Source organism: Pseudonocardia sp. TMWB2A (assembly GCF_017312135.1).
Genome location: NZ_QKQY01000002.1, coordinates 2,047,091 through 2,073,909, shown reverse-complemented (window position 1 = coordinate 2,073,909; position 26,819 = coordinate 2,047,091). Strand labels below are relative to the sequence as shown.

Genomic DNA, 26,819 nt, shown 5'->3' with positions numbered 1-26,819 from the left:
GTCAGAGAGTGATCACGGTCTTGCCGACCGTCCGGCGGCTCTCGACGAGCGTGTGCGCGGTCCGCATGGTCTCGGGGGTCAGTCCGCGAAGGGTCGTCGTGCCGATCGGACGCAGGCGTCCGGCGGCGACGTCGTCCGCGGCGCGGGCGAGGATCCGGCTCTGGCGAGCGGCATCGCCGCCGGTGACGATCGTGCTGAACACCATCTCGCCGTGCAGCGACAGCGACCTGCCGGCGACCGCCTCCATGTCCCAGCGCCCGGGCGCGTCGACGAAGGCGAGGTGCCCGAACGGGCGCAGCAGCTCGACGATCGAGGCGAGCCGGCTGCCGGTGTCCGAGGTGGACAGCACGAGGTCGACGGCGCCGATCCCGGCGTCGCGCAGCTGGACGGCGAGGTCGCCGTGGTGGTCGACGACGAGATCGGCCCCCATCGCGGTGGCCCACTCCCGTGACTCGGGCCGGGACGCGGTGCCGATCACGAACGCCGACGTCCACGCCGCGAGCAGCTGTGTGGCCATCGAGCCCACACCGCCCGCGCTGCCGATGACCAGGACGCTCCCGACACCGGCGGGCGGTGCGTCGCGGTCACGGGCCAGTGCCTCCCATGCGGTGAGCACGCCGATCGGCAGGGAGGCGGCGTCGGCGAACGTGAGCTCGTCGGCGATCGGGGCGACGACCCGGTGGTCGACCGCAACGCGTTCGGCCCAGCTCCCGTCGCGGGTGATGTCACCGGTGCCCATCACCCGGTCCCCGATCGCGAATCCGGTGGCCGCGGGCCCGGTCGCGACGACGACGCCGGCGAACTCCCACCCGAGGACGACGCGGCCGCCCGGCGGCGCACTGCGGGTCCGCCGGATCGCCGCCTCACCGGGGTTGATGCCGATCGCCCGCACCTCGACCAGCAGGTCACCGGCGCGCAACCGCGGTTCGGCGACGTCGACCAGGTCGATGGCGAACGCGTCGAGCGGGTGCGCCCGTTCGTAGGCGAGTGCCTTCACCGCGCTCCTCCGGCCGGGTCCTGCCGCAGGGCGTGCAGGGCCGAGAGCGGGCCGCCGACCTGCATCAGCCGCCCGCCGTCGCGCAGCGTTCCGGCGTCGACCGGCGCGAACCCCATGCGGTCGGCGACGTCGTGGAACGAGGCCTTGGCCGCGGCGTCGTCGCCGGCGTAGAACAGCAGCTGCCGTCCCTCCGGATGCCGGGGGTCGGCGGCGATGTAGCGGGCGTAGAGGGTGTTGAACGCCTTGACCACGCGTGCGCCGGGGGCCAGCGTCGCGACGAGCTCGCTCGGCGTCACCGCACCGGGACCGACGCCCGTCGCCTCCGTCATCCGGTTCGTCGTGTCCACCAGGATGCGGCCGTCCCAGGGCGGGAGCCCGGCCAGTGCGTCGCCGACCCGCGGCCACGGCACGGTCAGGAACACCATGTCCGCCCGCGCGGCCTCGTCGACCGGCGCCGCCCCTGCCGACGGCCCCAGCCGCGCCACGACATCGCGCAGCGAGCCGGGGCCGCGGCTGTTGCTCAGGGTCACGGCGTGCCCCGCCGCCACCAGATGACCGGCGACGGCCTGCGCGACCGTTCCGGCGCCGATGGTTCCGAACCGCATGACGACCTCCTTTTGATGATGACTCACATCAATAAGTACACGACCGGAGGCGAGCGACGTCAAGTCGGGCGGGCCGTTTTGATGGTGGTCATCATCGACTGCGGACTAGACTCCGCCCGGGTTCTCGCCTGGGAGGTGGTCGACGTGCCCCGCGTCACACGGGAGCAGAAGCAGCGCAACCGCGAGCGGATCCTGGCCGCAGCGGGCGAGGGTTTCCGGCTGCGCGGCATCGACGGCACGGGCATCGAAGGGCTGATGAAGTCGGCGGGCATGACCCACGGCGGCTTCTACAACCACTTCGCGTCCAAGAGCGACCTCGCCGTCGAGGTCCTGCACCAGGGGTTCGTCGACTCGCTGGCGGCGCTCGACGCCATCCGCGCGGCGCACGCCGGCTCGGCGCGCGCGGCCCTGCACGGCATGGTCGACCAGTACATCGCCGCCGAGCACCGCGACCACCCCGAGATCGGATGCCCCTCGGCCGCGCTCGTCTCCGACGCCGGGCGGCACGACGCCGCCGCGCAGGCCGAGTACCGCCGCGGCCTGGACGGCTACTTCGAGGCCATCGCGGAGATGGTGATCGAGCACGGCCGCGAGTCCGGTACCGAGATCGCCCCGGCCGAGGCGAGGGAGCAGGCGGTGGCGCTGTTCAGCCAGATGGTCGGCGCGCTCCTGCTCTCCCGTGCGGTCGCCGACGTCGCCCCCGACCTGTCGGACGAGGTCCTCGCGGCCAACCGGAACCGCCTCACGGGCCGGTGAGCATGCGGCGCCGCCGGACGAGTACGGGCGGCGGAGTCGGATGATCGTGAGCTGAAAGTGGACGACGGGCGTCGCGGCCCCCTGATGACGTGGCGCTACGGCGATGTCGGTGGCGCCGGCGTGCTCAGGGCCCCGATCGCTCCACCGGTGCCTCCCGGCGAGGCGGGTAGGCGTCCCTTATGCGGTGCAGGGTGTTCGTCACGACGGCGCGGACATCCGCCTCCTGCAGGGGGGTCGAGGACAGGGCCGAACCGAGCGAGAAGCCTTCGACCAGGGTCAGCAGCAGGAGCGCTTCGCGGTGCAGCGCCTCGTCGTCGATCACGCGGTCGGCGAGTGCCTCGCGCAGGAGTGCCCGGATCGCCTTTGCGGCCGCGAGCGAGGTCGTGGCGACCTCGGCTGCGAACTGCGGATCCGTGCGCGCCATCACCCTGTACTCGACGAGCGCGATGTTCTCCTTGCGTTCCTGCTCGCTGGTGGGTGCGACGAACACGACCAGATCGGCGACCCGGCTCGCCGGGTCCCCGGACAGCTGCGGGTTGCGGTGCTCGGCGCGCTGGAGCAGGACCCCCAACGTGAACGACATGACCTCCCTCAGGTTGTCGCCGAAGTAGTGCCGGATGCTCCCGATGGCCAGGCCTGAGCGGGTGGCGATCCGCGCGAGGGTCACCGAGCGAAGTCCGTGTGCGGCGATCTCGTCGATCACGGCGTCGGCGACCTGCGCTCGCCGGGTGTCCGGGTCGACGCGTCTGGGCATGGCTCCAAAATATCGTCCCGTTATGGCATGAGCATGCTATATTTCTAGCATGCGCATGCTAGAAACGGTGTCGTCCAGGGACTAGGGCCCACCTCTCACCGTCCTCGCCGAGCCCACAGCGATCCGCGTCCGGCGTCTCCCGGTCACGGCCGGCAGGTCCTTCCTCCTCTGCAGGTCGTCGACCCGGCCGGGCGCGCATCGCCGTCGCCGACCCTGCGACCCGACCCAGGAGAGACATGTCCTCGTATCGCCGACGCCCGTACCGATCGGGACGGGTCGCGTCCCGTCTCGCCGCGGCCATCGCCGTCATCCCCGTCGTCCTGCTGGCGGCCTGCACATCGACGACCCCGCCGGCGCCCGGTGGTCAGGCGGACATGGCCGCCTACCTGACGCAGGAACCGGACTGGGGCAGCTGTACGGACACCGCGACCAACGCCGCGGACGCCGAGCTGTTCGCGAACCCCGCACTGGAGTGCGCGTCGGTCGAGGTCCCACTCGACTACGACGCTCCGGCGGGGGAGAGGGCACAGCTCGCCCTCACCCGTCTCCCCGCCAGGGGAGAGGCCGAGGGATCGCTGCTGGTCAACCCCGGCGGCCCCGGCGGGTCCGGCACCAGCTTCGTGGCGTCCTTCCTGCCCCAGTGGCAGAACGGTCCCGTCGCCGAGCGCTTCGACATCGTCGGCTTCGACCCGCGCGGGATCGGAGCGTCGACCCCGGCCCTCGACTGCTACACCGACGAGGAGTACGACGCCGGAGATGTTCCCCGGTTCGGCGCCGTCTACGACATCACCAGCGCCGAGCAGGCGGTGGACCACGCGCAGCGCTGCATCGAGGGCTCCGGAGGCGTCGAGAACCTCGTCAACGCCGGATCGGCGAACGTCGTGCGTGACATGGACATCCTGCGGGAGGTCCTCGGCGACGAGCGGCTGACCTACCTCGGCTACAGCTACGGCTCCGAGATCGGCGCCATGTACCTCGCCGCGCACCCCGACAAGGTCCGTGCCGTCGTGCTCGACAGCGCCGTCGGACCCGACTGGACACCGAGCGAGCTCCGCCTCGCCCAGTTCACCGCCTCCCAGTCACGGTTCGACGAGGTCGCCGCGCTCTGCGCCCGGTCGGCCGACTGTGTCCTCGGCCCCGATCCCGCAGCGGCGAACGAGCGTCTGCACGAGATCGTCGCGCCGCTCGTCGAGACACCGGCGCCCACCGCCGACGGCAGGGACGTGAGCGTCTGGGACGTCTACCTCGGCATCACGGCGGGCCTGGCGGCGGAGGCCCACTGGCCCTCGCTGATCTCCGCTCTGACCGCGCTCGACGCGGGGCGGGCCGAGGAGATCCTCGCCCTGCGCGACGGCTTCTACAGCCGCACCGCCGACGGCGTCTACACCACCGACATCGACACGAACATCGCCGTGCGCTGCATGGACTGGCCCCGCCTGAGCGCGGAGGAACAGACCGCGCACGCGCGAGAGGTCGGGAACGTCGCGCCGATGTTCGACATCGACCTGCTGACGGCGGGGACCTATCACAGCGAGTGCGAGGCGTGGCCCGCACCGCCGACACGCGACGAACCGTGGCTGCCCGCCGATCTCGAAGGCCTGCCCGAGACGCTCGTCGTGGGGATCACCGGTGATCCCGCGACGCCCTACGAGGGCAGCGTCTCCATGGCACGAACCCTCGGCGCGAGCCTGCTCACCGTCGACGGCAAGCAGCACGGCGCCTACCTCCTGGGTGGCAGCACCTGCGTCGACGATGCGGTCGACGCCTACCTCCTCGACCTCGAGACCCCGCCGGCCGACGCCCGATGCAGCCTCTGACCCGCTCGGGACCCCGTTCCCGCAGACAGGAGAAGATGACGATGGCCCTCCGACCCGTTCGACTCCACCAGGCACTGAGCCGCACCGTCCACACGATCACGCTGCCGGACCCCGACGGGCCGGCCGTCTGGGCCGTCGAGACCCGCACCACCGAGGACCACCGCGCCCGGCTCTACCGGGACGGGCAGCGCACCAGCACGGCCGAGATGCCCGCCACCTTCACCGTCCCCGGAGGGAGGATCGAGGTCGACGCCGGGTTGTACGGCGTCACCCGGGTCCATCTCGTCACGCCCGACGGACGGGAACGCAGACTGGCCCCGGCTCCGGGGACCCTGGAGCACCGGCGCGCAGTCCTGACCCGGGACCACCCTCGTCTGAGCAGGGGGATCGCCGCCACCGCCGTGATGATCCTGCTGGTCAACCTCGTCCTCGCCGCACCCGTATGGCTCGAGATGGTCACCTCGATCCCGGAGGTGGCGGACCGGTTCGGGACGTTCACCTCACCGGTGCTCCTACCCGGCTGGCTGCTCGGGACCCTCACGGTCGCCGGTGTCGTCGCCGCCATGGAACGAGCAGTCACCTGGCGGCACAACCGCATCATCGACGCCGAGACCATCTGGACCTCGCTCTGACCCGCCCCGCCCGGGGCGCGGACCGGCTGCGGTGGGCCGCGGTGCTCGTCACGGGGGCTCGCACACGTGCGCGAGGGGGCACGTGTGCGAGCCGGCGTCGTGCGGACGGCGCGAGGCGCACCGGCAGCGGGGCCACCGCCGCCATGACGAGCACCGGCTCGCCACGGTGCCGGGTGCCGGCCATCGGTCCCTCCCGGGCCGTGAGCCGGTCCGGGGGGATCGGGGGAGTCACGGTCCCGGCGAGGGGCCGGGGTCGAGCGCGGTCACCGGCGGCGGCGTAGCCCCGCATCGAGCAGGGCGGGCGGTGTGTCGTTCTTCTCGCCGGAGGCCAGGTCGAGACCGGGGGCCACGATGTCGTCGATCGTGTCCAGCACGTGGGCGGGCAGTACGGTGTCGGCCGCGGCGAGCTGGCTGGTCAGGTGTTCGACGGTGCGCGGTCCGATCAGCGCCGCGGTGACCGCAGGGTGAGCGGTGACGAACCCGAGCGCCAGCTGGATCAAGCTCAGTCCTGCCTGCTCGGCGACCGGGACGAGTTTCTCGACGGCGTCGAGGCGGGCCCGGTTGTGCGGCAGCGAGACGTCGAAACGGGCTGTCATGAGCTGCGAGCGGTGAGTGGTGATCTCGTGGCCCTCCCGGACCGCGCCGGACAGCCAGCCCGACGACAGTGGACTCCAGACCGTGACGCCCATGCCGTACTGCTCGACGACCGGGAGGACGTCCCGCTCGATACCGCGCTGCAGGATCGAGTAGCTGGGCTCCTCGACGGTGTAGCGACCGAGGCGGTGCTCGCGAGCTGCCCACTGTGCCTCGACGATGCGGTGGGCGGGGAAGGTCGAGGATCCGAAGTAGCGGATCTTGCCCGCGCGCTGCAGGTCGGTCAGCGCGGACAGCGTCTCCTCGTCGCCGGTGGCCGGGTCCCAGCGGTGCACCTTGAACACGTCGACGTGGTCGACGCCGAGTCGGCGCAGGCTGTCCTCCAGCGCGGTGGTCAGCCATCGGCGCGACGCACCCTGCCGCAGGCCGCTCCGGTCCATCGGGAGCCCGGCCTTCGTGGCGAGTACGACATCGTCACGCCGCCCGGCCAGCGCCCTGCCCAGCATCTCCTCGGCCTGTCCGCCCGAGTAGAAGTCGGCGGTGTCGACCAGGTTCACCCCCGCGTCCAGCGCCGTGCCGACGATGGCATCGACGTCGTCCTGTGTGGTCCGGCCCAGGTGGCCGAAGTTCATCGTCCCCAGTGCCAACGCACTGACCGACAGGCCGGTTCTTCCGAGTGTGCGGTACTGCATGGTTCGTCCTCTTCATGCCGCGCGGGCGGCGGTCTCGGTGGTGGGAGCTCCACGGCGGGCCCGATATGGAATCTTGTTCCGGATAATACGGAACAAGGTTCCGTTTGTGCAAGCCGGTGCGGCGGGGTGGTCCGTGACGCCCTCCCCGGGGGCGACGACGTCCGAGCTGTGCGGCGTGGGTCCTCCGCCACCGTGAGGTGCGAGCGCGCTGCTCGCCGACGACGCCCTCGGCACAGGGCCCGGCCGGTCCGGATGCGGGTCGCCCGGGCTCGAACCACGTCCCCGTGGAACCGGGACGAGCAGGACCGGGTGGACCCGGACGACGCCGTCGACCGCACCTCGCGGCACGCCCACCGGGACCGGGACCGGGACCGGCGGATCTCCCGGATCAGGGTCCCCACCCTCAGGACGTCCTCGGCCCGGGCCGCACCGGGCCGGGCCGTCGACCCCTCCGGCGACCCGCCGGCTCAGGCTCGGCCGAACGTCCGGCGGTAGGCGCCCGGGTTGGCCCCGACGGTCTGGACGAACCGGGCGCGGAAGTTGCTCGGCGACGGGAACCCGACCTGCGCGGCGATCCGGTCGACGGTGTGGTCGGTGAGCTCCAGGAGCTCCTGCGCGTGCCGGACGCGGACGCCGGTGAGCCACTGGATCGGGCTCTGCCCGTCTCGGCGTGGAACCGCCGTGTCAGGGTGCGGTTGCTCGTTCCGGCCGCGGCCGCGATGTCGGCCAGGGTGAGCGGCCGGTGTGCGTGCTCCTCGATCCAGGCCAGGGTCGCCTCCAGCGTCGCGGTCCGGTGCGTCGGGCGGTTGCGCAGGACGAACTGGCCCTGGCCGCCGCTGCGCTGCAGGGGCGCGACGGCCAGCCGGGCCGCGTCGGCCGCCACCGCGACACCGTGGTCGCGCTCGACGATGTGCAGGCACAGGTCGAGCCCCGCCGACGCGCCCGCAGACGTCAGGACCTGACCGTTGTCGGTGAACAGCATGTCGGCGTCGACGTGGACGGCAGGGTGGCGGCGCGCGAGCTCCTCGGCGGCGAGCCAGTGTGTGGTCGCCCGCAGCCCGTCGAGCAGCCCCGCCTCGGCGAGGGTGAACGCCCCGACGCAGATCGACGCCAGCCGGGTTCCCGCGGCCGCGGCCGCACGCAGCGCCTCGACGACCGCGGGCGGCGTCGGCGCGGAGGTGTCGTTGCGGCCGGGGACCACGACGAGGTCCGCCCGGCGCACCTCGTCGAGCCCGGCGTCGACGCCGATGCGCAGCGGTCCCGCGCCGACCTCCGGCTCCGGCCCGGCGACGACGACCCGGTAGCCCGGTCGTCCGTCCGGCAGCCGCACGCGCCCGAGCGTCTCGACCGGTGTGGCCAGATCGAACGCGATCACGTCCTCCAGTGCCAGCACCACGACCGTGTACACGCACCGAAGCTAGCCCGCCGTCGTGTGGCCGGATACAGGTGCTGGATGTCCGGATGGACGGTGGCCGCGTCCGTCGCCGGCGCGCACGATGGCGACGGACGCTCCAGCGAGAGGACCCGCCGTGCCCCACCCCCGTGTGCAGTTCGTGCTCTTCGACGGCTTCGACCCACTCGACGTCATCGCCCCGTACGAGGTCCTGACCGCCGGGAGCGACGTCCTCGGCGGCGCGCTCGACATCGGGCTCGTGTCCGCCGAGGGCCCCCGGGACGTCGTCTCCGGGATCACCGGCGTCACGCTCGCCGCCACCGCGGCGCTGGACCCGACCGCTCCCGGCTACGTCGTGGTGCCCGGGGCCGCGGGCCCGGTCGACGGCGACCCGGACGAGATCGACACCATCCCCGTGCTGCTGTCCCGGTTCGCGACCGGGCCCGCCGCCCCGCTGCTGCGCGCCTGCCTGGACCACACCGCCGTCACCGTCGCGACGGTCTGCGGCGGGTCGCTCGCGCTGGCCATGGCCGGGCTCCTGGAGGGCCGGACGGCGACCACGCACGTCCTCGGTGTGGACCTGCTGGAGGCCGCCGGCGTCACCGCCGTGCGTGCCCGCGTCGTCGACGACGGCGACCTGGTCAGCGCGGGCGGTGTCACCTCCGGCCTCGACCTCGGGCTCCACCTGCTCGAACGCGACTTCGGCCCGCGGATCGCGCACGCCGTCGAGGCGCTGTTCGAGTACGAGCGCCGGGGGACCACCTGGCGGAACACCGGCCTCGCCGCGGTGGAGGGGGTCGCGTGAGCAGCGGCGTCGCCGGGACCTGGCACCTGCGGATGAGGACGCCGATCGGCACCATCGCCGCCGAGTACCGGTTCACCGAGACCGACGGCGGCCTGACCGGAACCGCCGTCGGCGCGGGCGAGACGACGACGCTGGACGACGTCGCCCGCACCCCGACGCCCGAGGGGGAGCGCCTCACCTGGAGACAGCGGGTCACCCGGCCGATGCGGCTGAACCTCGAGTACGACGTGGTCGTCTCCGGTGACACGCTCGTCGGCCACTCCCGGGCGGGACGCCTGCCCCGCACCGCCGTCTCCGGTGAGCGGACGTGCGACTGACGGCGTGCGTCGTTCCGCTCTCGGGGGTACGCGATCGAGCGAACGGCCCAGTCCAGGAGATACCCCCGTCGACACAGGGGGGCCAGCCGCACTGTGCCGGCGCCCGTCACGCGGTGTGGTGGAGCCATGACAACACTCGACGCGGCCCCGGCTCCTACGAAGAGCGGTCCCGCACCCCTCCTCGACGGGAAGCGGCCGCCGGGGGAGATGGTCCTGGTGGGGCTGTTCGTCGTCCTGCCGACCGTGGCGCTGCTCGCGGCCGTCCCCCTCGCGTGGGGCGCGGGCTTCCTGGGCTGGACCGACGTCGTGCTGGCCGTCGTCTTCTACTACGTGAGCTGCCTCGGCGTCACCGTCGGGTTCCACCGGTACTTCACCCACGGCTCGTTCAAGGCGAAGCGCCCGCTGCGGATCGCGCTGGCGATCGCGGGCAGCCTGTCGCTGCAGGGCAGCGTGCTCGACTGGGTCGGTGACCACCGCCGGCACCACGCGTTCTCCGACAAGGAGGGCGACCCGCACTCGCCGTGGCTCTACGGCACCGGCCCGATGGCCCTGGTCAAGGGCTTCTGGCACGCGCACCTGGGCTGGATCTTCAACCGCGACCTCACGAACATGAAGCGGTTCGCCCCCGACCTGCTGGACGACCGCGACATCGCGCGCGTCGACAAGGCGTTCCCGCTGATCGTCGTCGCGAGCCTGCTCGGCCCGGCGCTGCTCGGTGGTCTGATCACGATGTCCTGGTGGGGTGCGCTGACCGCGCTGTTCTGGGCGGGCTTCGTCCGCGTCGCGGTGCTGCACCACGTCACCTGGTCGATCAACTCGATCTGCCACATCTGGGGCGAGCGACCCTTCGCGGCGCGCGACCGGTCCGCCAACGTCTGGTGGCTGGCCCTGCTGTCCTGCGGCGAGTCCTGGCACAACCTGCACCACGCCGACCCGACCTGTGCCCGGCACGGCGTGAAGAAGGGGCAGATCGACATCTCCGCCGTGGTCATCCGCGGTTTCGAGAAGGCGGGCTGGGCGACGAACGTCCGCTGGCCCACCACCCGTCGCCTGGAGCGCCTCGCGGCGAAGTGACCCGCGGTGGGTGCGGGGACCGGCTCAGCGCCGGTTCCCGCCCACGCGTCTGCGGTACACGGCGGGTGTCTCCCCGCGGATCCCGTGGAACACCTCGATGAAGGCGCTCGTCGTCGCGTAGCCGACCCCGGCGGCGACGGCGTCCACCGACCGCCCGGCGGCCAGCAGGTCGACGGCGTGGTCGACCCGCGCCCGTGTCCGCCAGCGTCCCAGTGACAGCCCGGTCTCGGACGCGAAGATCCGGTTGAGGGTCCGTGGGCTCGTCCGGACGTGGGCGGCCCACTCCTCGACCGACCGCCGGTCCGCGGGGTTCCGACGGATCGCGTCGGCGACGGTCCGGGCGCGCCGGTCGAGGGGGAGCTGCAGGGCGCAGTCCCGCTCCTCCGCCACGAGCAGGAGCCGCCCCAGCAGGGTGCGGCCCGCGACCCTGTCGGCGGCCGGCCGGTCGGTGTGCAGCCAGAGCAGGAGCTCCCCGGCCAGGGGGTCGGCCCCGAGTACCCGTGGTTCCCTCCACCGGTCTCCGGCCGGGCGCAGGACGGGATCGAGCAGGGCGCACACCAGGTCGCCGCCGGCGGACACGGTGGCCGCGTGGACGGTCCCGGCCGGGATCCAGGCCAGGTGCCCGGCGTGCAGCGAGGGGCGTCCCGCACCGGTGCCGAGTTCGACCCGGCCCCGGCGGGCCCACATGAGCTCGTCGGCGTCGTGGCGGTGTGCCGCGAAGTGCAGCGGCTCGCGCTGGGTGTCGCGCGTCACATGGATGCCCTGGAGTGGCCGACCCGGCCCGACGGTCGGCGGACGCTCCTGCGGCAGCGATGCTCGATACGGCGTTCCGGCCACGAGGGTGTCCTCCCCGCGGCACCGGGTGACCGGATCACCGCATTCCGTCTGAGGTTAGGCGACACTAATCTCGCCGCCGGTAACGGTCAACCATGGTGGCGAGGAGTCCTGGATGAAGCGACGTCGGCAGGTGGCCCCGTGGTCGGGGGCTCGTCGTCCGGTGCTGGTGACGGTGCTGCTGGCAGTGGTCCTGCTCGTCGGGGCGTGCGCCGGGGGCACGGCCGGTCCGCGGCCCGCGGATGCCGGCCCGGGGGCGGACGGGGCGTTCCCGGTGACGGTCCGGCACATGTTCGGCGAGACCACCGTGCCCGCCCGGCCGCGACGGCTCGTCGCGCTGGGCAGCTCGGACGTCGAGGTGGTCTACGCGCTGGGCATCCGCCCGGTCGGGGTGGCGACCTTCCCGACCTTCGCCGCCGCCGATACCGACGGGGTCCTGCCGTGGGTGCGTGAGCACGTCGACCGCGGCCCGGTCACCCTCCTGCCGAACGGCGCGGCCGACCTGGAGAAGATCGCCGCGCTGCGGCCGGACGTCATCCTGTTCACCTACGGCGCCCTGGACGACACGATGTACCGGCAGCTGAGCCGGATCGCGCCGACGGTGGCGTCGTCGTCCGGGGAGTGGACCGTCGACTGGCGCAGGCAGCTCGACCTCATCGGCACGGTCACCGGCGAGTCCGCGGCCGCCGCACGCACCGAGGCCGCCCTCACCGCGCGGATCGCGGCGGTCCGGCAGCGGCACCCGGAGCTGGACGGGCTCACGTTCACCTTCCTGGAGCGGTCCGCCGACTCCCTGTTCGTCTACCTGTCCGCCGACCCCCGGGTGGCCTTCATCGGCGAGCTCGGGCCCGTCGCGTCCCCCGGGGTCGCCGCCCTGGACCGTGCCACCGGCGGGGCCTTCTTCGCGGACCTGTCGCTGGAACGCGCGGCGGAGGCCGACGCCGACGTGATCGTCGCCAACACCACCGAGAGCAGCGCGGAGTCCCTGCGGGCGACGCCCGTCCTGGGGCAGCTCCCGACGGTCACGGCCGGTGCGGTCGCGCTCTACGGGGCCGAGGACCTCGCCTTCCTCGCCGCCCTCGTACCCAGCCCGCTCACCATCCCGGTCGTGCTGGACCGGCTGGCCGCCGACCTGGCACGCGCGGCCGCGGCCCGCTGACCGGTGGCCGCCGTCGTGCGAGGATCGCCCCGTGGCCACGACCTTCGCGCTGATCTACACCTACACCGACGACACGGAGCTCCGGGACGCCACGCGTCCGGCCCACCGTGACTACCTGCGCCCCTTCGCCGAGGACGGGACGATGCTCGTCGCCGGCGCCTGGGCCCCGGGTGAGGACCCGGGCGGCCTGCTGATCTTCCGCGTCGAGGACCGGGCCGCCGTGCAGGCGATCGTGGACGCGGACCCGTTCTCCACGGCCGGCGTCGTGGCCCGCGCCGAGATCCGCGAGTGGGCGCCGCCGCTGGGCCCGCTGGCCGGGTCGCTGACCGGGCAGGCGTAGGCACCCCCCGCACCGCACCACGACGGCGGACGGCCCGGGACCGATCTCCCGGGCCGTCCGTCGTCGGCGTTCCCCACTCCGGTCGGGCAGGAAATCTTGACAACTGTCCAGATTCCCGCCACGGTCGTCGCTGTCCGCAACGGTGCAGATCCGGGGAGCCGCGATGTCGCTGACCTTTTACCTCGACAAGGGCGCCTCCCTCGATCCCGCGGCCCCCTGTCTGACCCTCGACGGCAGGACGCTGTCCTACGGCGACGTCGTCGAGCTCTCGCACTCCGTCGCCCGGGCGCTGCGACGCTCCGGAGTCGCGCCGGGGGACAAGGTCGGCATCCTCTCGGCGAACGACCCGACCGCGTTCTCCTGCGTGTTCGGCATCGCCCGCGCCGGCGCGGTGTGGTGCCCGATCAACCCGCGCAACGCGGCGGGCGAGACCGCCGAGCTGCTCGACCTGTTCGACTGCACCACGCTGATCTACCAGCCCTCCTTCGACGGCCTGGTCGCCGAGATCGCCCCGGACCTCCCGCAGCTGACCACCCTGGTGCGCCTCGGTGACCCCGGCCCGGACGGCCGTGCCGAGGCCTTCGACGCCTGGCTCGACGCCGCCCGTGACGACCCGTCCGCCGAGGCGGCACCGCCCGACGAGATCGTGGCGCTGGTCGGCACCGGCGGCACCACCGGGCGTCCGAAGGGCGTGCTGCTGACCGACCGCAACGTCGAGACGATGTCGGCGATCACGCTGATGAGCTACCCGTTCGACGAGCGGCCGGTCTACCTCGCGCTGGCGCCGCTGACCCACGCCGCGGGCGTCCTGTGCTTCCCGGTGATGGCCCGCGGCGGCGAGGTCGTGATCATGGCGAAGCCCGACGTCGGCCGGTTCCTGGAGCTGATCGAGGCGCACCGGGTGACGCACACGTTCCTGCCGCCGACGCTGATCTACATGGTCCTCGGCCACGAGGCGCTCGACGCGACGGACCTGTCGTCGCTGCAGTGCTTCTGGTACGGCGCGGCCCCGATGTCGGTGGCCCGGCTGACCGAGGCGCTGACCCGGATCGGCCCGATGGCACAGCTGTTCGGCCAGTCCGAGGCGCCGATGATGATCTCGACGATGTCCCCGGCCGAGCACCGCAGGCCCGACGGGAGCATCGACACCGAGCGGCTGTCCTCGGCGGGGCGCCCGTCACCGCTGGTCACCGTCGCGATCCTGGACCAGCAGGGGCACCCGGTACCGCGGGGCGAGCGCGGCGAGATCTGCGTCCGCGGCTCGCTGGTGATGGCCGGCTACCACCGCAATCCCGAGGCCACCGCGGAGGTGTCCGCGCACGGCTGGCACCACACCGGCGATATCGGCCGGCTCGACGACGACGGCTTCCTCCACATCGTCGACCGCGCCAAGGACATGGTGATCACCGGCGGCTTCAACGTGTACTCCGCCGAGGTGGAGCAGGCCCTGATGGCGCACGACGCCGTCCGGGACTGCGCGGTGGTCGGCCTGCCCGACGAGAAGTGGGGCGAACGGGTCGCCGCGGTGGTCCAGCCCCAGCCCGGTGCCGAGATCGACACCGGCGAACTGGCCGCGTTCGTCAAGGCGCGCATCGGTTCCGTGAAGACGCCCAAGCAGATCGAGATCTGGACCGATCTTCCGCGCTCGACTGTGGGTAAAGTTCTGAAGAACGAGATCAGGGTCACACTCTCCCGTTAGCGACACTGTCATGCCGCAAGGAGGCAGCATCACATGAAGCTCGCTCTGTACCTCCCCAACTTCCGCGACCTCGTCACGGTCAAGGAGCTGGAGGACCTCACCGCGCTCGCCGAGGACCTGGACTTCGACTCGGTCTGGACGCTCGACCGGATCGTCGTCCCGGAGAAGTCCGACCGCCAGGAGCTGCAGTACTCGTTCGGCATGATGGACGGGCTGCCGAACGCCCTGCCGGTGTCCTCGCGCGGCAAGTGGTTCCAGGGCTACCCGCTGATCCCGTGGCTCGCCGCGAAGACCACCAAGGTCCGTATCGGGATGAGCATCATCGACACGCCGTTCCGCTCGCCCGGCGTCCTCGCCGCGGAGCTGGCGACCATCGACCACCTCTCCGGCGGCCGGCTCAACGTCGGTGTCGGTTCCGGCTGGATGCCCGAGGAGTTCGCCGCGGCGAGCGCCGCGCACATCTTCCCGAAGCGCCACAAGCACGTGCGCGAGTCGATCGAGATCATGCAGGGCGTCTGGGACAAGAGCGCCGACCACTACGAGTTCCACGGCGAGTTCGCCGACTTCGAGGCGTGCGGCTTCGGGCACAAGCCGCTGCAGGACCCGCGCCCGCCGATCTTCATGAGCGGCCTCAAGGACCCGCTGCGCTCGGCGCGCCGGATCACCAAGTACGACCTCGACGGCTGGATCGGCATCCAGGACTCGCCCGAGGGCCTCGCCAAGTGGATCACCGCCATCGACGAGCAGTTCGAGGAGATCGGCAGCCCGAAGCGGGCCAAGGACCTCGAGATCTGCTCGATGATCTGGACGGTCATCACCGACGAGGAGGTCGACCAGACCGTCAACGGCGTCGCGTCGAACCTGCTGGTGGGCACCGAGAAGCAGCTCACCGACCGGCTCAAGGCGTACAAGGAGGCGGGCATGACGATGCCGCTGATCTGGCCGCCGTTCGCCGACGTCCCGGTGTCGAAGACGCTCGACGACCTCAAGCGGATCAAGAACGACATCATGCCGAAGGTCCTCGCCTCCTGACACGGACGAGCCGGTGGCGGGCCCGTTCCCCGGTGGGCCGGCCCGCCACCGCACGGCACGAGAGGTGACCGGCATGGCCGACGACGTCCTCTGGACCCCGCCCGCGGAACGCGTCGAGCGGTCCGCGCTGCGCGCCTACCTCGACTGGCTGGCCGAGCGGGAGGGCCGCCCGTTCGACGACCACGACGCCCTGCACGCGTGGTCGGTCGCCGACGTCGACCGGTTCTGGCGTTCGGTCGTCGACTACTACGACGTCGCGTTCTCGACGCCGTGGGAGCAGGTCCGCACCGCGGACGACATGCCCCACACCCGGTGGTTCACCGGGGCCCGGCTGAACTGGGCCGAGCACGCGCTGCGCCGCGGCGCCGACGACGACCCCGCCCTGGTGTGCGTGCGGGAAGGCGGGGCGCCCGCCCGGGAGATCACCCGGGGCGGGCTCCGCCGGTCGGTCGCGGCCGCCGCCGGCTGGCTGCGCCGGGCCGGGGTGCGCCCCGGGGACCGGGTCTGCGCCTACCTGCCCAACACCGAGCACGCCGTGATCGGGTTGCTGGCCGCGGCCGCGGTCGGCGCGGTCTGGTCGTGCTGCTCACCGGACTTCGGCGCCGAGGGCACCATCGGCCGGCTCGCCCAGCTCGAACCGACCGTGCTCGTCGTCGCCGACGGCTACCACTGGAACGGCAGGCAGGTCGACCGCGCCGACGTCGTCGCGCGGCTGCGGGCCGAGCTGCCGACCGTGCGCCACGTCGTGCACGTCCCGTACGTGTTCGACCGGCCCGCCCCCGAGGGCACGACGCCGTGGGACGAGCTGCTCGCCGTCGACGCCGAACCGGAGTTCGCGCAGGTCGAGTTCTCGCACCCGCTGTGGGTGCTGTTCACCTCCGGCACCACCGGCCTGCCGAAGGGCCTCGTGCACGGTCACGGCGGCATCACCCTCGAGGGCCTGAAGTGGTCCGGGCTGTACTGCGGCCTGCGGCCCGGCGAGCGCATGTTCACCTACACCTCCACCGGCTGGGCGCTGTGGAACATGCACCTCGGCGCGCTCACCCAGGGCGCGAGCATCGTGCTCTACGAGGGCAGCCCCGGCCACCCGCCCGGCGCGGTCTGGGAGGCCGCCGCCCGGACCGGCGCCGACGTCGTCCTGATGGGGGCGGCGGTGGTGACCGCGACGGCGAACACCGGTGTCTCCCCGCGCGCCGAGCACGACCTGTCCCGGGTGCGGCACGTGATGGTCAGCGGCTCCGCGCTGCCCCCGGCCGGCTACGACTGGTTGTACGAGCACGTCTCACCGGACCTGCGGATCGACTCCACCAGCGGCGGCACCGACATCTCCGGCTCCTTCGTCGGCGCGAACGAGTACTCCCCGGTCCGGGCGGGCCGGATCGGCGGGCGGCTGGCCGGCGTCGACTGCGCCGCGTGGGACGACGACGGCAACCCGGTCGTCGACGAGGTCGGGGACCTGGTCGTCACCCAGCCGATGCCGTCGATGCCGGTGCATCTGTGGAACGACCCCGGCGCCGAGCGCTACACCGACTCCTACTTCGACACCTGGCCCGGCGTCTGGCGGCACGGCGACTGGGTGACCGTGCACGGCGACGGCAGCGTCTCCATCCACGGCCGCTCGGACTCCACGCTGAACCGGCAGGGCGTGCGGCTGGGCAGCGGCGACTTCTACGACGTCCTGGAGACGATGGAGGAGATCACCGAGGCCCTGGTCGTCGGCGTCGACCTCCCCGACGACGGGTACTGGCTGGGCCTGTTCGTCGTCCCGGCCGAGGGCCACCCGCTCGACTACGCGCTCCGGGAGAAGATCGTCACGACGCTGCGGACCCGGCTCACCGCGCGGCACGTGCCCGACGAGATCGTCGAGGCACCCGCGGTGCCGCACACGCTCAGCGGCAAGCGGCTGGAGGTGCCGATCAAGAAGCTGATGGCCGGGCGCCCGCTGGAGCGGGCCGCCAACATCGCCTCGGTCGACGACCCCGAGGCGCTGCGCTGGTACGCGCGCTTCGCCGCCGAACGGCAGGGCTGACGGTGCGCCTGGGGGCCACGCTCGCGCACCTGTCCGACGCGCCGCCGTACCCGGTGGCGCCGTGGGCGCGACGCCTCACCGGGGCCGGCTTCGCCCACCTGTGGGCGCCGGAGATCATCGGCCGCGGCCGGCTCGTGCCGGACCCGTTCGTGGCGCTGGCCGCCGCGGCCGGGGCCACCGACGGCGTCGGGCTGGCGACCGGCACGATCCAGGTCCCGCTGCACCATCCCGCGGAGCTCGCGCACCGGATGCTGTCGCTGCAGGCCGTCTGCGGGGACCGGCTGGCCCTCGGGATCAGCCCCGGCTCCACCCGCGACGACTACGCGACCCTCGACCGCGAGCACCGCAGCCGTTTCCGCGTCTTCGACGAGAACGTGGTCCGGCTGCGTGAGCTGCTGGAACGCGGCGGCGACGACCGCGCCCGGCTCGCCGACCCGCCGCTCTCCCGGCCGCCGCTGCTGCTGGGCTCCTGGGGTGCGAACGTCGAGAAGGCGGCCCGGTCCTTCGACGGCTGGCTGGCCTCGGGCTACCGCGCCTCGCCCGCGGAGATGGTGGAGGCGCTGGGCCGCTACCGGGCCGCGGGTGGACGCCGCGCCGTCGCCTACGCGCTGCCGGTGCCCGCCGGCGTCGACCTCGGCCGGCTGCGCGAGGACCTGCTCCGCTACGCCGACGCGGGCTTCGACGACGCCGTCGTGGTCGTCGAACCCGGTGGGCCGGACCCGGAACGGGTCCGGGCGCTGCTGCCGTAGCGACCGCGTCAGGACGGCACGGCCGCGGAGATGTCCGGGTAGTTGGTGATCTCCCAGCCGCCGTCGACGACGAGGCTGGTCCCGTTCACGTACGACGCGTCCGGCCCGGCCAGGAACACGGCGGGCCCGGCGAGCTCGTCCGGGTCGGCGGGCCGGCCCGCGAGGATCCGGGCGGCGAAGTCCTGCTCGACCGGGCCGCCGTCGAACCAGCCCGCGGTGAGCGGGGTGCGCACCAGACCGGGCAGCACCGCGTTGACCCGGATCCCGTGGCGCGCCAGCTCCAGCGCGGCGTTCTTCGTCAGCATCTCTACGCCGGCCTTGCCCGCCGCGTAGGAGCTGCCGCCGTAGAGCGGGACGTGCGCGTTCAGCGAGGCGACGTTGACGATCGCGCCGCCCCGGCCGGTGTCGCGGATCGCGCGGCCGCCGTACCGGATGCCCAGGTAGGTCCCGCCGAGCACGAGGTCGACGGTGGAGCGCCAGTCGCCCTCCTCGCCGTCCAGGACGGTGCCCAGCCGCGCGGCCCCGGCCACGTTGAACACCAGGTCCAGCCCGCCGAACGCCTCGACGGCCGCGGCGCAGGCGGCCTCGACGTCGGCCGCCCGGGTCACGTCGGTGACCGCGGTGCGCAGCCGCTCACCCGACGGGCCCGCCGCGAGCCGTCCGGCGTCGATGTCGGCGAGCAGCACGCTCGCCCCCGCCGCGTGCAGGCGCGCGGTGATCGCCGCCCCGATACCCGATGCCGCCCCGGTGACCAGGGCGACCCTGCCCGTGAAGTCCGTCATGACCGCGACGGTAGGGCCACCCGGACCCGGCGGTGAAGTGCACGAAGGTGCACGTGCCTCAGGTGCGCTCGACGTGAGCGCGCACCGAGCCGCCGTCGTCGGAGAGCCAGCCCTTGCTGCGGGCGTAGCCGAGCATCCCGGCGAGGTCGTCCTCCCAGCCCGGGCCGACCCGGCCCGCGGCCAGCCTGCGGACCGCGTCGACCCGCACCAGGACGTGGCCGCCGTCGGCGGTGGCCTCGCCGAGACCGGTGTCGCGCACCGTCGCCGCAAGGTCATCCGCGCCCAGGTCCGCCGGCGCGGTGACGTGGAAGGCCCGTACGTCGGCGGGGTCGACGAGCTCGACGTCGCCGGGGGTGATCCGGAAGTACATGCGCCCGACGCTAGCCCGCCCCGGCGGATCCGGACAGTGCACCGAGGGGGACACCCGGGCGTCCCCTTTCGTGCACTCGCCGGACCACGGCCGCCCGGAGCACGGTGACCACACGACGTCACCGACGGTGCGACGCGACGACGCGTCGCCGACGAGAGGGTCCCCTCCGATGGCCAGGCTGAAGTTCGGCATCTTCCTCGCTCCCGTGCACGCCCCGGGTCTCAACCCGACCCTGCTGTTCGAGCAGGACCTGGAGCTGATCGAGTACCTCGACCGGCTCGGCTACGACGAGGCGTGGTTCGGCGAGCACCACTCCGCGGGCAGCGAGATCTACGCGTCCCCGGAGCTGATGATCGCCGCGGCCGCGCAGCGCACCCGGCAGATCCGGCTCGGCACCGGCGTCACCTCCATCGCGTACCACAACCCGCTGTGGGTGGCGGACCGCATGGTGCAGCTCGACCACATGACCCGCGGCCGGGCGATGCTCGGTGTCGGGCCCGGCTCGCTGCCGACCGACTCGGCGATGATCGGGCTGAACCCGACCCAGACCCGGGAGCTGCTCGGCACCAACCTCGACATCATCCTGCGTCTGCTGCGCGGGGAGAGCGTCACCGCCGAGACCCCGACCCACTCGCTGTTCGACGCCCGGCTGCAGCTGGCGCCCTACTCCGACCCGCTGTTCGACATCGCGGTCGCCGCGGTCGCCTCGCCGACCGGTGCCCGCCTCGCCGGGACGCACGGGATCGGGCTGCTCAGCATCGGCGCGACGCTGTCCGCCGACGGCTTCGACGCCCTCGCCCACCACTGGGACGTGATGGAGGAGCGCGCCGCCGCGGCCGGCACCGAGGTCGACCGTTCCGGCTGGCGGCTGGTCAGCCCGTTCCACCTCGCCGAGACCGCCGACCAGGCCTACCGCGAGGTCGAGTACGGCATCGAGCACTGGTTCGGCTACTTCCAGAAGGTCGCGGCCTTCCCGCAGATGGCGGTCTCCGGCGACAACGTCAAGGAGATGATCCAGTTCATCAACGAGGCCGGGATCGGCGTCATCGGCACGCCGGACCAGGCCCGTACGCAGGTGCAGCGCCTCGTCGACCAGGCGGGCGGCTTCGGCAGCCTGCTGCTGATGGGCCAGGACTGGGCCGACCCGGCCGCGACGAAGCGCTCGTTCGAGCTGTTCGCCCGTGAGGTCGCCCCGCACTTCCAGGGCCAGGCCCAGCCGACCGTCGACGCCGCCCGCCGCGCGTCGGAGATGCGCGACGGTCACTCGAAGGCCCAGCTCGACGCGGTCGCCCACATGACCGAGAAGTACGAGCAGGAGCGCACCCGGTGACCGCGGCCGCCCGCGTCGTCGACGCGCTCATGACCCTCGACCCGGGGGAGAGCCTGTTCGCTCCCGGCGCCGTCACCTGGCACGGCTTCGACGAGGTCGAGGCGCCGACGGTGCCGGACACGTTCGGATCGGTCCGCGCCATCCGGTCGGTCGTGCCGGACTTCGCGATGACCGGGGTCCGCACCCACGACGCCGGGCCGGTGTCGGTCGCGCAGTACACGCTGCGCGGCACCCTGCCCGACGGTGCGACGTTCCGGGCGCCCGCGGTGCTGGTCGTGCACACCGGCGACGACGGCCGGGTCACCCGGATCGAGGAGTACGTCGACACCGCGCAGCTCGCGCCGCTGTTCGCGGCGCTGGGCTGAACCCCGCGGGTCAGGCGTCGTGCAGCAGCAGGGCCAGCTCGGTCCTGCTCTGCGCGCCGGTCCGCTCCAGCAGCCGGCTGACGTACTTCTTCACGGTGTCCTCGGACAGCTCCATCGTCCGGGCGATCATCGCGTTGGTCATGCCGCGCCGCACCAGGTCCGCGGTCTGGGCGAGCCGCGGCGGCAGCGACGGCGCGGCGGATGCCGCCCGGTCCGGCAGGTGCCGGGCGACCGCGTCGAGCTGGCGGCCCAGCAGCCGCAGCACCGCGAGCTCCTGCGGGCCCACGGTCCCGGGCGGGCCGAAGATCCCGAACAGGGCCTCACGTCCGCCCGGCCCGACCCGGACCGCGGCCAGGTTCCCCAGGCCGTGGTGGGCCAGCCAGTCGACGTAGGCCCGGTCGGCGGCACCGACCGGTTCGCGGGCGTCGATCGCGGCGGCGTGCGTGCGGTGCAGGACGGCCGCCTCCCGCGGGCGGGCGAACACGTCGTGGCGTTCCCAGCGGTCCCGGTACTCACGGATCAGCGTGCGCTGGTGGCCGTTGAGCAGCGGGTCCGGGTCCCGGAACAGCCCGCTGTAGGTGGAGCCGACGAAGAACGTGGTGTTGCGGAAGCCCAGGACCGAGCCCAGCGCCTCCAGCGTGGCGCCGGCGAAGCCGGACACGTCGTGCGCGCGGTCCACACGCTCCAGCACGGCGAACACCTGGCCGAGCTGGCCGGCGGACAGCGTCGAGGCAGCCGCGGCACGCATCGTCGTCGTACCTCCCCACACACCCCTGTGTGGGTCCGATCATAGCCCGCCGCCGGTGGCCGGCCGTCGTCCGAACAGACCGATCCCTCCAGGAGGAACGCGTGACCGCACCACCCGCATCGGTGCTCGAGGCCTTCCGCGCGACGGCGGCCGCCACCCCCGGCGACCCCGTGCTGCGCTGCCCCGGGCGCGACCTCACCGCGGCCGAGGTGGACCGTCGTTCGGACGCGTTCGCCGTCGCGTTGCTGGCCGGCGGCCTGCGCCCGGGTGACCGGGTCGCGTTGTATCTGCAGAACGATCCGCAGTACGTGGTGGCGTTGCTCGCGGTGTGGAAGGCCGGTGGCGTCGCGGTGGCGGTGAACCCGATGCTGACCGCGCGTGAGGTCCGGTTGATCCTCGACGACTCGGGCGCGCGGGTGCTGGTCGCGTTGGCGGGGCTGCACCGCACCCACGGTGCGGTCGCGGTGGAGGGGTCGTCGGTGGTCACCGTGGTGACCACCGACCCCTACGACGACGCCCCGCTGCTGCGCCCGGACGGTCATGCCCGGTCGGTTCCGGAGGGCACCCGGGACCTGGCCGCGCTGGTCGCGGCGCACGAGGGCGCGGTGCCGCCGCCGCACACACCGGAGCCGGGTGATGTGGCGGTGTTGACCTACACCTCCGGGACCACGGGGAAGCCGAAGGGTGCGTGCAACACCCACGGCAACGTGGTGTCCGGTGGACTCGCCTACAGCGACTGGTACGGGATCGCCGCACCCGGTGCGGTTCTCGGGATCGCGCCGTTGTTCCACGTCACCGGCCTGTCCGGGCACATCGCGGCGGCCCTGGTGGCCGGGGTACCGCTGGTGCTGGACCACCGCTTCGACCCGGTGGTGGTCGCCGACGCGGTGCGGGTGACCCGGCCGACGTTCACGGTCGCGGCGATCACCGCGTTGATGGCGTTGTGCCGGGCCGACCCGGATCCGCGGGATCTGTTCGCCTCGTTCACCGCGGTCGCCTCGGGTGGGGCGCCGATCGCGCCCGCGGTGGTCGCGGAGTTCGAGGCCGCGACCGGGCTGTACGTGCACAACGCCTACGGGATGACCGAGACGACCTCGCCCACGCATGCGGTGCCGGTGGGGGAGCGGGCCCCGGTGGATCCCCGCTCGGGGGCGTTGTCGGTGGGCCGCCCGGTCCCGGACTGTGTCGCGCGGATCGATGCGCCCGACGACTCCGGTGTCGGGGAGCTGCTGGTGCGCGGCGCCCGGGTCGTGCCGGGCTACTGGGGCCGGCCGGAGGAGACCGCGGCGGCGTTCACCGAGGGCTGGCTGCGGACCGGGGACGTCGGGTTCGTCGACGACGAGGGCTGGTTCTACGTCGTGGACCGGAAGAAGGACGTGATCGTCGCGAGCGGCTACAAGGTGTGGCCGCGCGACGTGGAGGACGTGTTGCTGTCCCATCCGGCGGTGGTCGACGCGGCGGTGGTGGGTGTGCCCGACGAGCGGCGTGGGGAGACGGTCAAGGCGGTGGTCGCGTTCCGGTCGGGTGTGGTCGACCCGCCGTCCCCGGATGAGCTGATCGCGTGGTCGCGGGAGCGGATGGCCGCCTACAAGTACCCGCGGATCGTCGAGGTGGTCGAGGAGATCCCGAAGACCGCGACCGGGAAGATCCTGCGCCGCGCACTACGCCGGGAGGACACCCGATGAGCATCGACCCGCAGCGCTTCCGCACGGTGCTCGGCGCGTTCTGCTCCGGCATCACCGTGGTCACCGCACTCGACGCCGACGGCGCACCGCTCGGGCTGACCTGCCAGTCGTTCAGCTCGCTGTCGCTGGACCCGCCGCTGGTCCTGCTCGCCCCGGCGCGCAGCTCCAGCACCTGGCCGCGGATCCGCGCCGTGGGCGGGTTCGGCGTCGCCGTTCTCGCCGCCGGGCAGGAGGACGTCGCGCTCGCGATGTCGCGCAGCGGCACTGACAAGTTCGCCGGCCTGGACTGGGCGCCCTCGGCGCACGGGCGTCCGCGGCCGGCCGGGATCGCGGCCTGGCTGGACTGCGACCTGCACGCCGAGCACGACGGCGGCGACCACACCGTCGTCGTCGGAGCCGTACGCGACCTCGACGTGACCGACCACCCGCCGCTGCTCTACCACCGGGGCGCGTTCGCGACCCCGCACCGTTCCGAGGACCGAGGAGACACCCCGTGAAGGCCCTGCGCTGGCACGCCCGCGGCGACGTCCGGCTCGACGACGTCGACGAACCGGTCGCCGGACCCGGCGAGATCACCGTCGAGGTGGCGGCCGCCGGGATCTGCGGCTCCGACATCCACGAGTACCGGGGCGGGCCGATCGCCGTCCCGGTCGACGCCGACCACCCGCTGACCGGGCAGCGCGCCCCGGTGACCCTCGGCCACGAGCTGGCGGGCACCGTCGTCGCCGTCGGGGAGGGGGTCCGCGACATCGGCGTCGGCGACCGCGTCGCGGTGAGCGCGGTGCTGCGCTGCGGGACCTGCCGGACCTGCGCCGCCGGGCTGCCCCAGCTGTGCGCCACCCTCGGGTTCCACGGGCTCAGCGGCGGCGGGGGCGGCTTCGCCCCGCTGGACACCTTCCCCGCCTACCTCGCCCACCGGCTGCCCGACGCGGTGGACACCGAGACGGGCGCACTGCTCGAACCGCTCGCGACCGGGGTGCACGCGGTCGCCCGGTCCGGGATCGGGCCCGGGAGCACGGTGCTCGTCGCGGGCGCCGGCCCGATCGGCCTGATGACGGTCGTCGCGGCCCGGGCCCGCGGCGCCGCGACAGTACTGGTCGCCGAACCGGCACCTGCCCGGGCCCGCGCCGCGACGGCACTGGGCGCGGACGCCGTGCTGGACCCGCTCACCGAGGACGTCGGCGAGCGGGTCCGCGAGCTGACCGGCGGGACCGGGGTGGACGCCGCGTTCGACGCCGCCGCGGCCCCGACCAGCTTCGACACCGTCCTGGCCGCGGTGCGGCCGCGGGGCACCGTGGTGAACGTCGCCGCCTGGGAGCAGCCGGTCGCGTTCCACCCGAACCTGCTGCTGTTCGGCGAGCCGACGGTCACCGGCGCCCTGGCCTACACCCCGGAGGACTTCGCCGAGGCGATCCGGATCGCGGCGTCGGGGACCGTGGACCTGGGAGCCCTGGTCACACGCCGGATCCGGCTCGCCGACGCCGTCACCGACGGGTTCGCGCGGCTCGCCGCCGCGCCCGGCGACGACATCAAGGTGCTCGTCGTGCCGTGACCGGGCCGCGGCGGTGTGCGTCGCCGTCACGCCACCGCCGAACTCAGCCCTTCGAGCCGCCGAACGCGTCCTTCACGTTGCCGGCGGCGTCCTTCAGCTTCTCGCCGGCGTCCTTCAGCGACGCCTTCGACTGCTCCGCCTTGCCCTCGGCCTGGAGCTCCCGGTCGCCGGTGGCCGCACCGGCCTTCTCCTTGGCGACGCCCACGGCGTTCTCGGCCTTGTTCTTGACCTTGTCGGTGAACGACACGACTGCCTCCTCGATGGACTGGTCGTTCGAGGATGCTCGCCCCGCCGTCCTCACGCGGACGTGACACACCTCACTCAGGACGCGATGCGATCCACCCGGTCGGACACCGGGCCGATCCGGCCCCGTCCGTCGGCCCGGTGCAGCGCGGCGACGGTGTCGAGGTCGGCTCGGTCGAGAGCGAACCCGGCGAGGTCGCGGTTGGCGGCGATGCGCCCCGGGTCGTCGGACTTCGGGACGGCGACGGTGCCCTGCTGCAGGTGCCAGCGCAGGACCACCTGGGCGGGGGTGACGCCGTGCCGGTCGGCGATCCGGGCCAGGACCGGCTCGCCGAGGACCGCGCCGCGGCCCAGCGGGCTCCAGGCGCCGGTGACGATGCCCAGCGCGGCGTGCACCGCGCGCAGCTCCGGCTGCTGGTGGTGCGGGTGCAGCTCGACCTGGTTGAGCGCCGGGAGCCGGCCGCCGAGCGAGCGGAGCCTACGCAGGTGCGACGGCCGGAAGTTCGACACCCCGACCGCGCGGGTGCGGCCCTCGGCGAGCAGCTGCTCCATCGCGTCCCAGGTCGACAGGCAGTGCCCGAGGTCGTCGTTGGGCCAGTGCACGAGCAGCAGGTCGACGTGGTCGAGCCCCAGCCGGTCCAGGCTGCGCCGTGCCGCGCCCAGCGCGTCGGGGCGGTCGCCGTCGACGTTCCAGACCTTGGTGGTCACGAACAGCTCGGAGCGGGGCAGGCCGGACCCGGCCAGCGAGGCGCCGACGCCGGCCTCGTTCTCGTAGACGGCGGCGGTGTCGATGCTGCGGTAGCCCTGCGCGAGCGCCTCGGCGACGGCGGCGCGGGCGTCGCGGGACTCGGACACGCCGAACCCGACACGGGGCATGGCGACGCCCCCGTCCAGGAGCACGGTGTCGTCGGGGTGGGTCACCGGGAGGGTCCTCTCGACTGCGGGTGGCGACGGCGGCGTCGGAGGTGGTCACCCCGTCCAGCGTCCGGCCCGGCGCCGGTGTTCCCCGCGGTGGGCGGCCTCACGGCCCGTCCGGGGCCGCCGCGCGCTCGTCGATCCGGGCCTGGATGCCCGCGTCGGAGCAGAACCCGCGACCGTGCCGCTTGAGGCAGAGCAGCCCGAGCAGCCGGCCGGCGTCGTCGACGACGGCGACCCGCCGCCGCCCGGCGTCGGCCATCGCCGCCCAGGTCGAGGCCAGGTCGTCGCGGGCGTGGGCCACCCGCCCGCCGAGCGTCCCGAGGGGCGCGGCGGGCTCGTCCGGGCCGGCACCGGTCAGGTCGGACCGGTCGACCACGGCGAGCAGCCGCCCGGCGTCGAGGACCAGCAGCGAGTGCACCTTGGGCCGCTCGAACGCCGCCCACGCCTGCGCGACGGTCGTCGCCGGTCCACAGGTCTTGGGGAAGGTGTGCATGGCCGCGGCCACGCGCACCCCGTCCGGTGCGGTGCTCGGTGCGGTGCTCATCGCG

General features: G+C 73.4%; 28 protein-coding genes and 1 pseudogene. 17 read left to right on the top strand and 12 right to left on the bottom strand.

Annotated features, from left to right (window positions below; genetic code table 11):
• Position 1 precedes the first annotated feature (1 nt).
• A complete protein-coding gene (locus DMP17_RS24440; protein WP_337830723.1) occupies positions 2-997 on the bottom strand; it encodes an alcohol dehydrogenase catalytic domain-containing protein in 996 nt (331 codons plus the stop codon).
• Positions 994-1,602 (bottom strand): NADPH-dependent F420 reductase, encoded by a 609-nt coding sequence (locus DMP17_RS24435; RefSeq protein WP_443217904.1) that lies wholly within the window; start codon positions 1,600-1,602, stop codon positions 994-996. The genes DMP17_RS24440 and DMP17_RS24435 overlap by 4 nt, the downstream gene beginning before the upstream one ends.
• A 144-nt stretch (positions 1,603-1,746) precedes the next feature.
• On the opposite strand from DMP17_RS24435, the gene DMP17_RS24430 reads away from it, so the two are divergent.
• Positions 1,747-2,358 (top strand): TetR/AcrR family transcriptional regulator, encoded by a 612-nt coding sequence (locus DMP17_RS24430; RefSeq protein WP_337830721.1) that lies wholly within the window; start codon positions 1,747-1,749, stop codon positions 2,356-2,358.
• A gap of 124 nt (positions 2,359-2,482) precedes the next feature.
• Here the strand turns inward: DMP17_RS24430 and DMP17_RS24425 are convergent, their stop codons facing one another.
• Positions 2,483-3,112, bottom strand: coding sequence for a TetR/AcrR family transcriptional regulator (locus tag DMP17_RS24425; protein WP_337830720.1), 630 nt, complete (start codon positions 3,110-3,112; stop codon positions 2,483-2,485).
• A 236-nt stretch (positions 3,113-3,348) separates the two neighbouring features.
• On the opposite strand from DMP17_RS24425, the gene DMP17_RS24420 reads away from it, so the two are divergent.
• Positions 3,349-4,929: an alpha/beta hydrolase gene (locus tag DMP17_RS24420; protein ID WP_337830719.1), complete on the top strand. Its 1,581-nt coding sequence runs from the start codon at positions 3,349-3,351 to the stop codon at positions 4,927-4,929.
• 41 nt (positions 4,930-4,970) lie between these two features.
• Positions 4,971-5,561: a hypothetical protein gene (locus DMP17_RS24415; protein ID WP_337830718.1), complete on the top strand. Its 591-nt coding sequence runs from the start codon at positions 4,971-4,973 to the stop codon at positions 5,559-5,561.
• A 263-nt stretch (positions 5,562-5,824) separates the two neighbouring features.
• On the opposite strand, the gene DMP17_RS24410 is transcribed toward DMP17_RS24415, so the two are convergent.
• Positions 5,825-6,847, bottom strand: a complete 1,023-nt coding sequence (locus tag DMP17_RS24410; RefSeq protein WP_337830717.1) for an aldo/keto reductase — start codon at positions 6,845-6,847, stop codon at positions 5,825-5,827.
• A gap of 467 nt (positions 6,848-7,314) precedes the next feature.
• Positions 7,315-8,255: pseudogene (locus DMP17_RS24405) on the bottom strand (GlxA family transcriptional regulator).
• Between the two features lie 121 nt (positions 8,256-8,376).
• Here DMP17_RS24405 and DMP17_RS24400 point away from each other — a divergent pair.
• The 3 genes from DMP17_RS24400 (at position 8,377) to DMP17_RS24390 (ending at position 10,436) form a co-directional block, all read left to right on the top strand.
• Positions 8,377-9,045, top strand: coding sequence for a DJ-1/PfpI family protein (locus tag DMP17_RS24400; RefSeq protein WP_337830716.1), 669 nt, complete (start codon positions 8,377-8,379; stop codon positions 9,043-9,045).
• Positions 9,042-9,362: a hypothetical protein gene (locus tag DMP17_RS24395; protein WP_337830715.1), complete on the top strand. Its 321-nt coding sequence runs from the start codon at positions 9,042-9,044 to the stop codon at positions 9,360-9,362. Before DMP17_RS24400 ends, DMP17_RS24395 begins: the two co-directional genes overlap by 4 nt.
• A gap of 126 nt (positions 9,363-9,488) precedes the next feature.
• A complete protein-coding gene (locus DMP17_RS24390; RefSeq protein WP_337830714.1) occupies positions 9,489-10,436 on the top strand; it encodes an acyl-CoA desaturase in 948 nt (315 codons plus the stop codon).
• 24 nt (positions 10,437-10,460) lie between these two features.
• On the opposite strand, the gene DMP17_RS24385 is transcribed toward DMP17_RS24390, so the two are convergent.
• Positions 10,461-11,273 carry an AraC family transcriptional regulator gene (locus DMP17_RS24385; protein WP_337830713.1) on the bottom strand — a complete coding sequence of 271 codons (813 nt, stop codon included), beginning with the start codon at positions 11,271-11,273 and terminating at the stop codon, positions 10,461-10,463.
• Between the two features lie 112 nt (positions 11,274-11,385).
• On the opposite strand from DMP17_RS24385, the gene DMP17_RS24380 reads away from it, so the two are divergent.
• The 6 genes from DMP17_RS24380 (at position 11,386) to DMP17_RS24355 (ending at position 18,278) form a co-directional block, all read left to right on the top strand.
• Entirely contained in the window at positions 11,386-12,429 is a 1,044-nt protein-coding gene (locus DMP17_RS24380) for an ABC transporter substrate-binding protein (protein ID WP_226354108.1), read from the top strand.
• A 31-nt stretch (positions 12,430-12,460) separates the two neighbouring features.
• Positions 12,461-12,769, top strand: coding sequence for a YciI family protein (locus DMP17_RS24375; protein WP_226354107.1), 309 nt, complete (start codon positions 12,461-12,463; stop codon positions 12,767-12,769).
• A 163-nt stretch (positions 12,770-12,932) separates the two neighbouring features.
• Positions 12,933-14,468 (top strand): acyl-CoA synthetase, encoded by a 1,536-nt coding sequence (locus DMP17_RS24370; protein WP_337830712.1) that lies wholly within the window; start codon positions 12,933-12,935, stop codon positions 14,466-14,468.
• A gap of 33 nt (positions 14,469-14,501) precedes the next feature.
• The gene (locus DMP17_RS24365; RefSeq protein ID WP_208822968.1) at positions 14,502-15,500 is read left to right on the top strand and encodes an LLM class flavin-dependent oxidoreductase; all 999 of its coding nucleotides are present in this window, start codon (positions 14,502-14,504) and stop codon (positions 15,498-15,500) included.
• Between the two features lie 73 nt (positions 15,501-15,573).
• A complete protein-coding gene (locus DMP17_RS24360; protein ID WP_337830711.1) occupies positions 15,574-17,529 on the top strand; it encodes an acetoacetate--CoA ligase in 1,956 nt (651 codons plus the stop codon).
• 2 nt (positions 17,530-17,531) lie between these two features.
• Complete coding sequence (locus DMP17_RS24355; protein ID WP_337830710.1) at positions 17,532-18,278, top strand: LLM class flavin-dependent oxidoreductase; 747 nt, start codon at positions 17,532-17,534, stop codon at positions 18,276-18,278.
• Positions 18,279-18,286: 8 nt separating this feature from the next.
• Here the strand turns inward: DMP17_RS24355 and DMP17_RS24350 are convergent, their stop codons facing one another.
• Both DMP17_RS24350 and DMP17_RS24345 read right to left on the bottom strand, forming a co-directional pair.
• Entirely contained in the window at positions 18,287-19,060 is a 774-nt protein-coding gene (locus tag DMP17_RS24350) for an SDR family NAD(P)-dependent oxidoreductase (RefSeq protein WP_337830709.1), read from the bottom strand.
• A 58-nt stretch (positions 19,061-19,118) separates the two neighbouring features.
• Positions 19,119-19,430, bottom strand: coding sequence for a hypothetical protein (locus tag DMP17_RS24345; RefSeq protein WP_337830708.1), 312 nt, complete (start codon positions 19,428-19,430; stop codon positions 19,119-19,121).
• A gap of 169 nt (positions 19,431-19,599) precedes the next feature.
• Here DMP17_RS24345 and DMP17_RS24340 point away from each other — a divergent pair, with 169 nt between their 5' ends.
• Positions 19,600-20,760, top strand: coding sequence for an LLM class flavin-dependent oxidoreductase (locus DMP17_RS24340; protein ID WP_337830707.1), 1,161 nt, complete (start codon positions 19,600-19,602; stop codon positions 20,758-20,760).
• Positions 20,757-21,125 (top strand): nuclear transport factor 2 family protein, encoded by a 369-nt coding sequence (locus tag DMP17_RS24335; protein ID WP_226367806.1) that lies wholly within the window; start codon positions 20,757-20,759, stop codon positions 21,123-21,125. The genes DMP17_RS24340 and DMP17_RS24335 overlap by 4 nt, the downstream gene beginning before the upstream one ends.
• A 10-nt stretch (positions 21,126-21,135) precedes the next feature.
• Here the strand turns inward: DMP17_RS24335 and DMP17_RS24330 are convergent, their stop codons facing one another.
• Positions 21,136-21,873, bottom strand: coding sequence for a helix-turn-helix transcriptional regulator (locus tag DMP17_RS24330; protein WP_337830706.1), 738 nt, complete (start codon positions 21,871-21,873; stop codon positions 21,136-21,138).
• Positions 21,874-21,974: 101 nt separating this feature from the next.
• Here DMP17_RS24330 and DMP17_RS24325 point away from each other — a divergent pair, with 101 nt between their 5' ends.
• The 3 genes from DMP17_RS24325 to DMP17_RS24315 are packed head-to-tail and all read left to right on the top strand — an operon-like array spanning position 21,975 to position 25,110.
• On the top strand, positions 21,975-23,558 hold the full coding sequence (locus DMP17_RS24325; protein ID WP_337830705.1) for a class I adenylate-forming enzyme family protein: 1,584 nt from the start codon (positions 21,975-21,977) through the stop codon (positions 23,556-23,558).
• A complete protein-coding gene (locus tag DMP17_RS24320) occupies positions 23,555-24,055 on the top strand; it encodes a flavin reductase family protein (protein WP_337830704.1) in 501 nt (166 codons plus the stop codon). The genes DMP17_RS24325 and DMP17_RS24320 overlap by 4 nt, the downstream gene beginning before the upstream one ends.
• The gene (locus DMP17_RS24315; RefSeq protein ID WP_226367802.1) at positions 24,052-25,110 is read left to right on the top strand and encodes a zinc-binding dehydrogenase; all 1,059 of its coding nucleotides are present in this window, start codon (positions 24,052-24,054) and stop codon (positions 25,108-25,110) included. Before DMP17_RS24320 ends, DMP17_RS24315 begins: the two co-directional genes overlap by 4 nt.
• Before the next feature lie 43 nt (positions 25,111-25,153).
• On the opposite strand, the gene DMP17_RS24310 is transcribed toward DMP17_RS24315, so the two are convergent.
• The 3 genes from DMP17_RS24310 to DMP17_RS24300 all read right to left on the bottom strand — a co-directional run bounded on the left by DMP17_RS24310 (position 25,154) and on the right by DMP17_RS24300 (position 26,815).
• The gene (locus tag DMP17_RS24310; RefSeq protein ID WP_208822960.1) at positions 25,154-25,357 is read right to left on the bottom strand and encodes a CsbD family protein; all 204 of its coding nucleotides are present in this window, start codon (positions 25,355-25,357) and stop codon (positions 25,154-25,156) included.
• Positions 25,358-25,431: 74 nt separating this feature from the next.
• The gene (locus DMP17_RS24305) at positions 25,432-26,274 is read right to left on the bottom strand and encodes an aldo/keto reductase (protein ID WP_443217903.1); all 843 of its coding nucleotides are present in this window, start codon (positions 26,272-26,274) and stop codon (positions 25,432-25,434) included.
• Positions 26,275-26,374: 100 nt separating this feature from the next.
• The gene (locus DMP17_RS24300; protein ID WP_337830703.1) at positions 26,375-26,815 is read right to left on the bottom strand and encodes a CBS domain-containing protein; all 441 of its coding nucleotides are present in this window, start codon (positions 26,813-26,815) and stop codon (positions 26,375-26,377) included.
• Positions 26,816-26,819: the final 4 nt, after the last annotated feature.